This window comes from Amycolatopsis keratiniphila subsp. keratiniphila, from assembly GCF_001620365.2.
Lineage (GTDB): Bacteria > Actinomycetota > Actinomycetes > Mycobacteriales > Pseudonocardiaceae > Amycolatopsis > Amycolatopsis keratiniphila.
Map to the genome: position 1 here is coordinate 72629 of NZ_LQMT02000025.1, position 12685 is coordinate 85313.

Annotated in this window: 13 protein-coding genes; 5 read left to right on the forward strand and 8 right to left on the reverse strand. The window is 69.8% G+C overall.

All coding sequences use genetic code 11. The features are described from left to right. Nucleotides 1-14: 14 nt before the first annotated feature. The 3 genes from AVR91_RS26475 (at nt 15) to AVR91_RS26485 (ending at nt 2314) form a co-directional block, all read left to right on the forward strand. Nucleotides 15-497 (forward strand): VOC family protein, encoded by a 483-nt coding sequence (locus tag AVR91_RS26475; protein ID WP_063271352.1) that lies wholly within the window; start codon nt 15-17, stop codon nt 495-497. Nucleotides 498-636: 139 nt separating this feature from the next. Continuing rightward, a complete protein-coding gene (locus tag AVR91_RS26480) occupies nt 637-1704 on the forward strand; it encodes a reverse transcriptase family protein (RefSeq protein WP_228709351.1) in 1068 nt (355 codons plus the stop codon). A gap of 22 nt (nt 1705-1726) precedes the next feature. Beyond that, nucleotides 1727-2314 carry a pentapeptide repeat-containing protein gene (locus tag AVR91_RS26485; protein ID WP_043847899.1) on the forward strand — a complete coding sequence of 196 codons (588 nt, stop codon included), beginning with the start codon at nt 1727-1729 and terminating at the stop codon, nt 2312-2314. Nucleotides 2315-2390: 76 nt separating this feature from the next. Here the strand turns inward: AVR91_RS26485 and AVR91_RS26490 are convergent, their stop codons facing one another. Then, nucleotides 2391-5024 (reverse strand): glycohydrolase toxin TNT-related protein, encoded by a 2634-nt coding sequence (locus tag AVR91_RS26490; RefSeq protein ID WP_455577840.1) that lies wholly within the window; start codon nt 5022-5024, stop codon nt 2391-2393. 117 nt (nt 5025-5141) lie between these two features. Here AVR91_RS26490 and AVR91_RS26495 point away from each other — a divergent pair, with 117 nt between their 5' ends. Beyond that, nucleotides 5142-5441 (forward strand): DUF3017 domain-containing protein, encoded by a 300-nt coding sequence (locus AVR91_RS26495; RefSeq protein WP_007032100.1) that lies wholly within the window; start codon nt 5142-5144, stop codon nt 5439-5441. A 73-nt stretch (nt 5442-5514) separates the two neighbouring features. Here the strand turns inward: AVR91_RS26495 and AVR91_RS43200 are convergent, their stop codons facing one another. The 5 genes from AVR91_RS43200 to AVR91_RS26520 form a co-directional block, all read right to left on the reverse strand. Continuing rightward, nucleotides 5515-6099, reverse strand: coding sequence for a hypothetical protein (locus AVR91_RS43200; RefSeq protein WP_157376261.1), 585 nt, complete (start codon nt 6097-6099; stop codon nt 5515-5517). A gap of 169 nt (nt 6100-6268) precedes the next feature. Beyond that, nucleotides 6269-6781 carry a hypothetical protein gene (locus AVR91_RS26505; protein ID WP_063272396.1) on the reverse strand — a complete coding sequence of 171 codons (513 nt, stop codon included), beginning with the start codon at nt 6779-6781 and terminating at the stop codon, nt 6269-6271. Between the two features lie 5 nt (nt 6782-6786). Further along, entirely contained in the window at nt 6787-7425 is a 639-nt protein-coding gene (locus AVR91_RS26510; RefSeq protein WP_063272372.1) for a class F sortase, read from the reverse strand. Nucleotides 7426-7577: 152 nt separating this feature from the next. Next, nucleotides 7578-8042 carry a hypothetical protein gene (locus tag AVR91_RS26515; protein WP_394329970.1) on the reverse strand — a complete coding sequence of 155 codons (465 nt, stop codon included), beginning with the start codon at nt 8040-8042 and terminating at the stop codon, nt 7578-7580. Nucleotides 8043-8122: 80 nt separating this feature from the next. Beyond that, complete coding sequence (locus tag AVR91_RS26520) at nt 8123-9526, reverse strand: NAD(P)H-quinone dehydrogenase (protein ID WP_063272373.1); 1404 nt, start codon at nt 9524-9526, stop codon at nt 8123-8125. A 127-nt stretch (nt 9527-9653) separates the two neighbouring features. Here AVR91_RS26520 and AVR91_RS26525 point away from each other — a divergent pair, with 127 nt between their 5' ends. Continuing rightward, a complete protein-coding gene (locus tag AVR91_RS26525; RefSeq protein WP_179948472.1) occupies nt 9654-10106 on the forward strand; it encodes a gamma-glutamylcyclotransferase in 453 nt (150 codons plus the stop codon). A 61-nt stretch (nt 10107-10167) separates the two neighbouring features. Here AVR91_RS26525 and AVR91_RS26530 read toward each other — a convergent pair whose 3' ends face one another. Continuing rightward, the gene (locus tag AVR91_RS26530) at nt 10168-11061 is read right to left on the reverse strand and encodes an endonuclease domain-containing protein (RefSeq protein WP_063272374.1); all 894 of its coding nucleotides are present in this window, start codon (nt 11059-11061) and stop codon (nt 10168-10170) included. Nucleotides 11062-11238: 177 nt separating this feature from the next. Next, the gene (locus AVR91_RS26535; RefSeq protein WP_083715434.1) at nt 11239-12537 is read right to left on the reverse strand and encodes an amidohydrolase; all 1299 of its coding nucleotides are present in this window, start codon (nt 12535-12537) and stop codon (nt 11239-11241) included. Between the last annotated feature and the right edge of the window lie 148 nt (nt 12538-12685).

Here is a 12685-nt window from a genome sequence, read left to right on the forward strand (position 1 = left end):
CTGAGGAGAACCCGATGACCAACCCGATCCCCGACGGCTACCACTCGGTCACCCCGTGGATCATCTCGCGCGACACCGCGGGCGTGATCGACTTCCTGAAGCGCGTTTTCGAGGCCGAGCCGCTCGGTGAACCGGTGTACGTCGAAGGAGGGAAGATCGGGCACGCCGAGGTCCGCATCGGCGATTCGGTCGTCATGTTGTTCGACGCGAAGGACGACTGGGTCGACACTCCGGCATATCTGCGGCTCTACGTCGAGGACAGCATCGAGACGCAGCGCCGGGCGATCGAGGCGGGGGCCGAGGAGGTCACGAAGCAGACCGAACTCTTCTTCGGCGACCGTGTCGGGCGGGTCCTCGACCCGTTCGGCAACCTGTGGTGGATCCAGACCCGGCTGGTCGATCTCGATTATCCGGAGATGGAGCGACGGATGAACGACCCGAAGTTCATCGAGGCCATGAACTACGTGGCGAGCTCGAAGATCATCCCGAGCCGCTGAAATCGGTAGGGTGGTGGCAGCGACGCGGAGGTGAGCCGGTGGATCGCCACCCACTCCGGGGCAACCCCGGGGAGTACGAAGTCAGCCAGGCAAGGCGCCCCGCGCGAGCGCGGCATGCTTCGCGTACGAGTCCGCGCGGATGACAGGAGAAAGAGTCACCCCCGCGTCGCTGCTCGGCCCCATGCCGGTCTGGCGATTCCAAGTGGCCCGCTGGACGACGTTCGACGAGTGCGCCGCCGCGCTCGATCTGACACCCGGCGAACTCTCGTGGTTCGCCGACGCGAAGAGCTGGAACAGGCGTGCGGCCGAGCCGGTCCGGCATTACACCTACCGCTGGATCCCGACCGCCTCGGGCGGCGTGCGGCTCATCGAGCGGCCGAAACCGCGGCTCGCCGAATTGCAGCGCCGGATCGTGCGGCACGTCGTCGACGCGCTACCGGTGCACGAGGCCGCGCACGGGTTCCGGCGCGGGCGTTCGCCGCTGTCGTGCGCCGCGCCGCACGCCGGCCGGGAGACCGTGGTCAGAATGGACCTCGAAGGGTTCTTCCCGACGGTGTCCGCGCGCCGGATCTCGGCGTTGCTCGCCCTCGCCGGCTATCCGCCCGCGGTGGCGGAGGCGCTGGCGGGTGTGCTCACCACCGCCGTTCCGCCCGATGTCCTCGCCACCGTGCCCGGCAGTCGGCGGGATCCGGCGCGCACGCGGCTGCTGAGCAACCTGGCGGCCACGCATCTGCCGCAGGGCGCGCCGTCCTCGCCCTCGGTCGCGAACGCGGTCACGCACCATCTGGACCGCCGGCTCGACGGGCTCGCGCGAGCACTGGGCGCGACGTACACGCGGTACGCCGACGATCTGGCGTTCTCCGGGGATTCCCTGCCACTGCACCGGTTGCTGCCCGGTGTCCGGCGGATCGTGACCGGCGAGGGTTTCCGGCTGCGGGACGACAAGACGTCGATCGCCGGCGCGCACCAGCGGCAACGGGTCGCGGGCCTGGTGGTCAACAGCGCGCCCGCCGCGACGCGTGCCGACTACGACGCCCTGCGCGCCCTGCTCCACAACTGTGCCCGAACCGGCCCGGAAGCACAGAACCGGGGCGGGCATCCGGACTTCCGTGCCCATCTGCTCGGCCGGATCGGCTGGATCGCCGCGTCCTCGGAGCGCCGAGCCGCGAAGCTGCGCGACTTGTTCGGCGGGATCACCTGGCCGTGACCGGGTATGCGATCCTGGAGGGGTGATGGAGACTGCGGAGGATTACCGAGAAGCCGTCCTTTCCCAGCAATGGTGGGAAAAACGCAGTTTCGTCGGCTGTGATTTCACCGAAGCCGATCTGCGCGGGCTGCGCACTCAAGGCTGCACCTTCGACCAGTGCGACTTCACCAAGACGGACTTCGAGGGCTCGCGCCACGAGGCGTCGGCGTTCCGCTCGTGCACCTTCGACCGCAGTGTACTGGCGGGCACGCGGTGGAGCTCCTGTTCGATGCTCGGATCGTCCTTTGTGGACTGCCGGTTCCAGAAGATCGCCTTCACCGAATGCGATCTTTCGCTGGTCTCGCTCAGCAAGGCTCGTCTGTCCAAAGTAGATCTCGGTGGACTGCGGCTGCGTGAGGCGAACCTGCTGGACGCGGACCTGACCGGCGCCGACCTGCGCGGTGCCGATCTCACCGGTGCCCGGCTGGCGGGTGCGAAACTCGAAGGCGCGGACCTGCGCGGCGCGCGGCTCGACGCGAACGGCCTGGTGCAGGCGAACCTCTCCGGTGTCCACGTGGACACCGAGACCGCGATCGCCTACGCCGCCGCGCACGGCCTCGTCATCCACTGACCCCGACCCCGGATGTCATGAAAGGGTCGTTCCTGACGAAAAACGTCAGGAACGACCCTTTCATGACATTTGAGCGCTAGTCGATCGGCGGTTCGCCCGGGTCCAGCTCGATGAGGTCGCCCTCGGCGAGCAATTCCTCGATGGACGCGGGCAGCAGGTACGCCGACCCGCCACCCGGCTGGTTGAACCAGGGGATCGCGACACCGGCGAGGGCTTCGAGCGGACGCTGCACGCGGTACACGTGGTACGGCCGGTTCACCCACTCCGGCACGAGCGAGCGCTCCTCGAACGGCGTCCCGGCCGCGTAGGTCAGGTTGCCGTTCGGGCCGCCGAAGCGGTCCAGTTCGCTGCCGGCGGGCAGCTCACGCAGCTCCTTGCCGCGGAACAGCGTCAGCGGCGGCTCGCCGTTGAGCGGCGAGATCGGCCAGTTCTGCTTGGCGTCGGGCGCCCCGGCGTTCGCCGCGGCCGGCGGACGGGCCGGTTCCTCGCGCCGCATCGGCGGCGGCGGGGGAGGCGGCGTCACCGGCGGCTCACGCCGCGGCGGCGCGGGCGGCGGGCTCGCCAGCACCGGGTTCGGCCGCGACGGGGGCGCGGGCGGGACCGGAGCGGGGGCGGGCTCGTCGTCCGGATCGTCCCCGAGCAGCTCCTCGGCCGTCGTGAACGCGGTCTGCTCCTGTGCCGGGATCGACTCCCGCGGCTGCACCGGATGCGAACCGGTCGCGATCTCGGGGGACAGCGTCGCCAGCACGGGAGGCGCCGGAGCGGGCTCCTCGACAGGCGGTTCTTCGACGGCGGGCTCCTCCTCGGGAGGCGGGGCGCCGTTCGGGTTCAGCAGGACCTTGCCGAGCATGAACGCGGCCGCGTCCTCGGCGTCGCCGAACACCGCCGGGTTGGTCAGCTTCCCGTCGTACCAGCCGACCCGCCAGCCGCCACCGTCGACCTGCTCGACGCTCCAGCCGTGCTCGGCGGGGGCGCCGATGCGGTAGACGTCTTCGGGCACGTCGAGGTCGTCGAACTTCGCCTGGAGCTCGTTCAGCACCGGCACGGGGTGCTCGGCGCGGCGTCGCGGCGCTTCCTCGCGTCGCGGCTCGGGCTCCGGCTGGGGCGCGGGAGTGGTAGCAAAGGTCCCCCGCTCCTGCGGTGGGGCGTCGACCTGCGTGACCTCGGAATCCGACGGCGGCGGGGCCACGTTCGGCTCCGCGTCGTGCGTCAGGAGAGGCAGCTCAGGACCGGCGTCGGCCTGCTCGACCGGCGTGTAGCCGGTGGTCGCCTCCTCCTCCGGAGGCGCGTACGGCTGCTCTTCTTCCTGCCGCGCGTACGCTTCCTGCTCCTCCACGTGAGGAGGCTGCTCGTAGGCGTCGGCCTGCGGAGCCCGCGCGTACGTGGTCGCCTCCGGGTCGGCGATTCGCGGTTCCGGCTCGGTGTCCTGCCGGGCCTCGTCGGTGTAGGCGTCCTGTTCGGACGTGTACGGGTCTTCGTAACCCTCTTCGTACTGCTGCTCGGCGGCGGCCTCGTGGAAGTCCTGCGCCTGGTAGTCCTGGGTGTCGTAGTCGTCTTCGTACCGCTGGGCCTGCTCGGCCTGGTCCGGCACGGTGGATTCGGCGGCGGGAACGGCCGCCGCCGCGGCGACCGGTGCCGCGGCCGCGGCGGCCACCGCGGCCGGATCCGGGCCCTGCTGGTGCGGCGGCGGGACGGGCGGTTGGGCGGGGGGCTGGTTCGGGCCAGGACCACCGGGACCGGGCTGTCCAGGACCGGCCTGCGGAGACGGCGCCGGACCGTTCTGCGGCGGCGGGCCCGCGGGCACGCCGTTGGGGCCACCCGGGCCGGGGCGCTGCTGCGGGGGCTGATTCCCCCGGGTGAGGTACCCCGCCGCGGCCTGCAGCGTCGGGGCGTCGACCTCGGGCAGCGTGAAGTCGTTCTGCCGGACGTGGTCGATCAGGTCGAGCTCCGGCGAGACGCCGTACTCGCGCAGATAGAAGTTGACGGCGGCGGGCCAGATCCACTGCCCGTCGCTGTGGAAGGCGACCGGGACGGTGGCCTCGGGCGTCTGGGCGAGCCGGTCGATGTCGTAGCCGCGTTCGGTGACCACCAGCGGCGCGCGGTCGAGGTATTCGAGCAGCCTGTCCTGCTCCTCGATCTCCAGGTCGGGCCGGTTGATCACCGGACGCCCGGCCGGGCCGATGGTGTCGAAGATGCGGGCGATGCGGAAATGCGGTCCGGGCTGCTCGGGGCCGAGGCCGGACATGCGCCGGATCAGCCATTCGGGCACGTTCTCCTCGGAGCGGGGGAACATGCGCAGCTCGTCGGAGAGCGCCTGCGGAGGCGGCGCGAGGCGCCACTGCGGCTCGTCGCGGTTGTACTCGAGGTTGTAGCTGGACGGGTGGTCGAGCTGGTAACGGGCGTTGAACCAGGTGCCGCGGCCGTCGCGGTACATCCCGGCACGGAGCCTGCCGAACAGCGTCGCGATGTCGTGCGTCGCGACCCACTCGTGCGAGGTGCCGTCCTCGGTGATGATCTCGCCGGTCATCTCGTGGTACCTGCCGACGGCTCGGTACTCGGCGGTCACCTTCCGCCAATCACGCGGAGCGGCCCGCAGCAGGGCGAGGCCGATCTGTTTGACCAGGGTGTCCTGCTCGGTCGCGTTCAACTGAGTCGTCGGTTGTGCCACGGTCACATTTTGACCGTATCCGCGCTCCTGTGCACCCCGCATGTGGGTTTTGCCGCTATTGACAGCTCGGAAGACGCCCTGACCTGCTGCCGGATCACTCACCCGGGATACTGACCGCGTGAACCGATTTGCCGGCGAGACCCCGAAGGACGAGGACTGATGGCGGTGGCCGGACAGCGGCGTGACCGTGGGGCACTGCTCCATCACCTGCCGTTTCTGCTGGTGATGCTGGTGGTGGCCGTCGCCGCCCTGCGGATCGGCCAGTACCACTGGCGGCAGGGCGCCGCGCTGATCGGCGGCGCGTTGCTGCTCGCAGGCCTGCTCCGGGCGGCGCTGCCCGAAGCGAAGGCCGGGTTGCTGGCGATCCGGGGCAAGCCGGTCGACGTCCTGACCTACGGCGCGCTGTCGGTGCTGATCCTGTTCATCGCGTTCACGATCACCGGCGGGCCCCTGTCCTGATGCGCGTGAAGGCCCCCTTCCCTCGGCTCAGCCGAGGGAAGGGGGCCTTCACGCGCTTGGCGCATTCAGAGGACTAAACGCCGCCGCCGGTTTGCGGGGCACCGGCGGGCTTGACCTTCACCTGCGGCGTCTTGCCCGGCATACCGCACGGCTTCGTCACCGCGGCCGGGACGACCCCCGCCGAGCTCGACGACGGCGCGCTGCTGCTCGACGGCGGTTCACTGCTCGACGGCGGCCGGCTGCTGGACGGGGGCTTGCTGCTCGACGGCGGTTTGCTGGGCGTGGTGGTCGCCGGCGGCGGGCAGACGATCTCGAACTCGACGGTCGCCGTCCCACTCGCGGCGGGCAGGTTCGGCCCGCCGTCACACCGGAAACTCGCCTTGAACTTGCCGGTTTTCCCCACGGCCTTCCCGTGCCCGTTGTACGTCGCGCCGGACCGGGCCGAGAGCGTGACCGGACCGGTCAGTCCCGGCGACGTCACGGCGGTGGGCGTGCCGTGGCAACCGGCGGTGAAGTGCAGTGCCTGCCCCGGTGCGACCTTCGCGGGGCTGACCGACAGTTTCGGCGGCGGCGCGGTGGCCGACGCCTGAGGAGCGAGGAGCACTCCCGCCGTCATCGCGAGCAGACCGGCGCCCGCGACGATTCCCTTCATTCCCATGATCTTTCTCCCTCAATGCGAGCCCTCGCAGTGAGAACACCATCGGGAAGAGGAATCGGTTGCCCTCGGCGACGTAGCGAATCGGCCACTCACGTTTCACGCCTCAGCAGACGTTGCGAAAGCCACTTTCGCAACCTGCCACCCTGCCTTATCTCTCAGGCCTTACCACTTACGAGAAAAGTGCCCCGCCGCCGGTCTGCGGCGCCCCCACCGGAATCTTCGAAACCTGACGGCCCGAAGCCGGTTTCCCCGGCGGAGCAGGCTTCGGCAGCACAGTCGGCTTCGGCGACGGCGGCTTACTCGACGAGGTCGGCGTCTTGTCCGGCACGACCTCGAGATTGGCCGTGATCGTCGTGGTCTTGCAGATCGCCGTGATCGTGTAGAAGGCGGGCCGCGCCCCGGCGTCGATATGCGCGACGGCCCCTTGGATCACCGGAACCTCGTTGGTCACCGTGAATTCGCCGATGCGGTCGAGCACCTTCGACTTCACCTCACCCAGTTCGCCGACCGGGCAGCCGACCGAGACCAGGATCTCCTCCCCCGCGACCGACTGCCGCGGCGAGAGCCCGAGGAACGGGTACGGATCCGCCTTCCGGCTCGTGGTCGGGGCGTCCTGCGCGTACGCGACGGCCGGGGCGACCAGCGCGACCCCGAACGCCAGCACCAAGGCGGACCTGATCATGGAACTCACCTCGCGATCAACCGGGCGAAAACGATGATGTTGTCGAGATAGTTGCGCGACGCCTTGTCGAAGACCCCGCCGCAGGTGATGAGCCGCAGTTCCGGTTCCGTGGTGTCGCCGTAGACGGCGTCGGTCGGGAACTTGTCCTTCGCCACCCGCTCGACCTTCGTGACCGCGAACTCGGCCGTCGTGCCGTCCTTGCGGGCGACCGAGACCTTGTCACCGGGCGCGAGTTCCTTCAGGCGGAAGAAGATGCCCTTCTGCTTGTTCCCGTCCACGTGCCCGAGGACCACCGACGGCCCGATCTCCCCCGGCGTCGGACCGTGCACGTACCAGCCCGCCTGCAACGGCTGGGTCACCGGCGGCACCTCGATGGTGTTGTCCGCGTTGAGCCCGAGCGGGATCAGGCTGGACTTCGCGTCGATCTTCGGCAGGTCGATCGACACCGGATCGGCCTTCGGCATCCCGGCGGCCGGTTCGGCCTGCGGCTCGTCGCTCGGCGCCACCGGCACGTCCGTCCGCTCCACGCTCGCCGGGGGCGCGGCCTGGCCGGTCTCCCCCGGCCCGGACAGGACGACCGCCAGCGTCGCCAGGACGGCCAGCAGGGCGGCCGCGAGCACCAGCGGCACCTGTCTCGCTTTCATGTCCACCTCCCGAGGCGCGCCGAGCCGGCCCCGGCCCCCCGACCGGGACCGGCTCGTCGTTCACCCCCACGCCTGGCAAACGCAGCACACGGCCGGTCGGTTGCCCTCCCTGGTCACGAAATGATCGCGATCGCCGGTGCGGGCGGAAGGAATCAGGACGCCAGGCTGCCGTCACCGGCGCGAGCGCCACCGGAAGGCACCGCGCTCACCTGCCGAGGCGGAACGGAAAACGTTGCCGTATAAGACTTTCCGTTGCAGTTGACGGTCAGCGGATAGCTGCCGGGCGCCGTGCCCGCCTTGAGTTCGACGTCGGCGCTGACGTTCGCCGGGACCCCGATGAGCGGGCCGTAGTCGTACTTCCCGACGGTCAGCACCGGCGAAGAGAACGTCGTCGACGTCGGCGCCTTCATACCGTCTCCGCCGGGGCACTGCGCCAGCGCCACGTTGGCTTCGCCGTGCACGTACTTGTTGACGAGCCCGAGTTCGTAGGCCGTGTCGTCGTTGAGCTGGACGGTGACACCGGGATCCGGCTGGGGTTGCTGAGCGAAGCCGGTCGCCGGCCCCGCCGGCACCGCCGCACCGATCGCCACCACTCCGGCGAGCACCCTGCGAATCACGAAAAACCCCTAGCTGTCAACGAAACACCGACACGCGCTAGACGCGGGCACCCCCGCGAAGGTTGCTCGGCCGACGGAGATCAGTCCAGGTCGTCGTGCCGCATCAGCTGGCGGCCCGCCTCGGTGATCGACCCCGACAGCGACGGGTACACCGAAAATGTCAGTGCCAGATGTTCCACTGTGAGCTGGTTCTGGACGGCGAGCGCGATGGGAAGGATGAGTTCGCTCGCCGTCGGCGCCACGACCACCCCACCGACGACCACGCCGGTGGCGGGGCGGCAGAACAGCTTCACGAAACCGCGTCGCAGGCCTTCCATCTTCGCGCGGGCGTTCGTCGCGAGCGGGAGCATGATGGTGCGGGCGGGCACCTCACCCGAGTCGATCGCCTGCTGGCTGATGCCGACGGTCGCGATCTCGGGGTGGGTGAACACGTTGGCGGCGACGGTCTTGAGCTTGATCGGCGCGACACCCTCACCGAGCGCGTGCCACATCGCGATACGGCCCTGCATGCTGGCCACGGAGGCGAGCATGAGCACCCCGGTGCAGTCGCCGGCGGCGTAGATACCGGGCGCGCTGGTACGGGAAACGCGGTCGACGCCGATGAAGCCGCCGGGGCCTGGCTCGATGCCGACCTTCTCCAGGCCGATGTCGGTGGTGTTGGGCACCGAACCGACGGTCATCAGCGCGTGGCTGGCTTCGATCACGCGGCCGTCGGAGAGGTGGATCTCGACGCCCTTTTCGGTGCGCTCGACCTTGTCGGCGCGGGCCTGCTTGACGACCGTGGTGCCGCGCTGGGAGAAGACCTCTTCGAGCACGGCGGCGGCGTCGGCGTCCTCGTGCGGGAGCACGCGGTCGCGGCTGGACACGACGGTGACCTTGACGCCCATCTCGGTGTAGGCCGAGGCGAACTCGGCACCGGTGACACCCGAACCGATGACGGCCAGGTGCTCGGGCAGTTCGCGCAGGTCGTAGAGCTGACGCCAGTCGAGGATGCGCTCGCCGTCGGGCACGGCGCCGGGCAGCACCCGCGGCGTGGCGCCGGTCGAGATGAGGACGACGTCGGCGTCGAGCACCTCGGTCGAGCCGTCGGGGGCGGTGACGGCGACCTTGTGCGTGGCGAGCCCGGTCTCTTCGTCGTCGAAGCGGGCCTGGCCGATCACGACGCGGACGCCCTCGCGCTGGACGCGGGCGCGGATGTCGGCGGACTGCGCGAGCGCGAGGCCTTTCACGCGGCCGTGGACGGTCGGCAGGTCGACGCTGGTGTCGGCCATGTCGGTGTTGATGCCGAGCTCACGCAGGTCGTGCATGTTCGCGAGCGCGCCGGAAGAGGCGATGAACGTCTTCGACGGGACGCAGTCGTAGAGCACGCACGCGCCGCCGAGGCCGTCCCGTTCGACGATGGTGACGTCGGCTCCGTGCTGGGCCGCGACCAGTGCCGCTTCGTAACCGGCGGGGCCTCCGCCCATGATCACGATCTTGGTCACTGGTCTCCTCCTCGCACCGGTGTCTGTGACTGCGTTTACCGTACGCGGGCGACCGTTGGGCGGATTGAGTGGCCGGACACGGCATGTGCGTCCAGCCGGGTGACCGGTAGGTCGCTAGGCTGTGGCCGTGCCGTTGTATGCCGCGTATGGATCCAATATGGAGCCCGCCCAGATGCTGGAGCGCGCTCCGCACTCGCCCATGGCCGGCACCGGCTGGCTGGAGGGCTGGAGGCTGACCTTCGGCGGCGAGGACCTCGGCTGGGAAGGCGCGCTGGCGACCATCGTCGAAGACCCGGGCTCCCGGGTCTTCGTGGTGTTGTACGACGTCACCTCGCTGGACGAGCCCAATCTCGACCGCTGGGAAGGCGGCGAGCTGGGCATCCACTCCAAGATCCGGCTCCGCGTACAGACCATGGACGGCTCCGTGCTGGCGTGGCTGTACGTCCTGGACGCCTACGAGGGCGGCCTCCCGTCCGCGCGCTACCTCGGCGTACTGGCCGACGCGGCCGAGGCCGCCGGCGCCCCCGCCGACTACGTCGACGCCCTCCGCACCCGCCCCTGCCAAGGCATCTCCGGCTGACCCCCGTGTCGTCCGTCCAATCACGCGAGTCGTCCCCCAATCACGCGTGTCGTCCATCTGATCACGCGACCGCGCGCCTTCCGAACGCCTTGGTCAGCTCGGACAGGACACGTCGGGGATCACGAAGGTCCTCCGCTGACGCCCGGATCGTGATCCAACCCCGCCCAGCCATCCGTGCGTCTCGCTCGGAGTCATATTCGCGACGCCCCTCGTGAGCGGCGAACCCGTCGTACTCCAGGGCGATCCTCCGCGACGGCCAGGCCATGTCGAGCACGTACAACGTCCGACCGTCGATCGTGGTGATCTCGTACTGCACCTCCGGTATCGGAAACCCCGCCTCGACGACGACCAACCGGAGGATGCTTTCCGGCGGGGAATCCGCCTTGCCGGTCGCCAGGTCGAGCAACATGAGGGCCCTGTGGATACCTCGCCGGTCTCGGCGGTCCACGACTCTGTCCCGAACGTTCGTACGCAGGACTCGGACGTGGTCCGGCTCGAGCCTATGCATCGCCTCGTCCAGCGCGGCGAACGCGGTTCGCTTGTCGCCGTCACAGAGGAAACCGGCCAGGGCCAAGTCCAAGGAAAACGTGGCCAGCTCCTCAAGCTCGACGACATCCGAGGACTGGAAATCGGCTTGATGGATGATCAACCCCGGCTTCGACTTGATCCGCCGCGAGTAGGGCACCGTCACGTGGATGCTCGTGTCGTCCACCGCCGAAATCCCATGTAGCGCAAGGGCTGTGGCTCCCGACAGCGCCGCAGGCTGCCCCACCACGAGCAAGGCCGCCTGTGCCCGAGTCGCCAGTTCGAGCGAATCCGCGGCATGGACGACCACGCCCCGCCACGGCTGGACGAGGGCGCCTGTGGCCAATCCTTCAAGGACCAGTCGACGCCCCAGAACCTTGTCGGCCTCACTACGCGAGACCGCCCCATGCCGTCCTCCCCAATCGATCATGCCTTCGAGAATCGTTGGGTTTGGCGGCCTCGGAAAGGGCACTCATCCACATCTGTGGATAACTTCACATCTGTGGATAACCTGTGGACAGGTGTTCGGCACCGGCTGTGGCGAACACCTGTGACCAGGTGGACGACACGCGTGATCAGACGGACGACACGCGTGACTGAATGGACATCAGGCCAGGGTGGCCAGGGCGGTGTGCACCAGCGTGCGGACACCGCACAGGAGCGAACGCTCGTCGAGGGTGAAGGTCGGGCGGTGGATGTCGGCCATCGGGCCCTCACCGGACCACACGCCGAGGCGAGCGAAGGCGCCCTGGACGTGCTCCAGGTACCACCCGAAGTCCTCGCCGCCGGACGACTGCTCGGTCCCGGCCACGGCGGTCTCGCCCAGCGCGGCCTCGACGCCGGCCCGCATCAGCGCGTGCGACTCCGGATCGGACACGACCGGCGGCACGCCGCGGCGGTAGTCGAGGGAGAACCCGACCCCGGTCGGCGCGAGCAGCGACTCCACCGAAGCCGCGACGAGCGGCTCCAGCATCGTCCAGACCTCGTGGTCCGCCGTACGCAGCGTGCCGCGCAGCACCCCGTCCTGCGGGACGGCGTTGGCGGCCTGCCCGGCGTGCACCGCGCCCCAGACCAGCACGGTCCCGGATCGCGGGTCGACGCGCCGCGAAAGGACCGCGGGCAGCGACGTGATCACGGTGCCGAGCGCGTGCACCAGGTCCGCGGTCAGATGCGGGCGCGAGGTGTGCCCACCCGGCGACGTGAGCCGCAGCTCGATGAGGTCGGCGGCGGAGGTCAGCGCGCCGACGCGCAGCCCGACCTTGCCGACTTCGAGCCGCGGGTCGCAGTGCAGCCCGTAGATCCGCTCGACGCCTTCCATCGCGCCGGCGGCGATCATGTCCAGCGCGCCGCCGGGCATGACCTCCTCGGCGGGCTGGAAGATCAGCCGTACGCGGCCCGGGAGCTCCGGCGCGCCCGCCAGCGCCCGGGCGGCGCCCAGGAGGATCGCCGTGTGTGCGTCGTGCCCGCACATGTGCGCGGCGCCCTCGGTCTTGGAGGCGTACGGGAGCCCGGTGGCCTCGGTCAGCGGCAGGGCGTCCATGTCGGCGCGCAGCGCGACGCAGCGGTCGCCGCTGCCGATGTCGCAGACCACGCCGGTGCCCGACGGGAGCACCCACGGCTTGAGCCCCACCGAGCGGAGCAGGGACATGACCAGTTCGGTCGTGGCGAACTCGTGGCGGGAGAGCTCCGGGTGCGCGTGGATGCGACGACGCCACGCGACGACGTCGGTGGCGTTCGCGCGGAGCCAGTCGTCGAGCCAGAAGGGGCCACGCCCGGCACCCAGATCATGCACAGGTGCCATGCTGACGCCGGCCTCGGAGATCAGCGCGGTGGGCGCCTCTATAGGGGCAACGACGCGACCCTCGGGGTCGCCTGGAATGTCCGGACGTGAATCGAGCACCGTCACGCCGCACCTCCTCCCGCAACACAGTCACCTTCGTCTACCACCGTACGAGTGGTCGCTGAAGGCACGCTGGGTGCCGTTCGATCTGTGATACGCATTTGCGATAGATCGTGCACCATGCAGATGACAAGCCGCTCGTCGAGTGATCGAG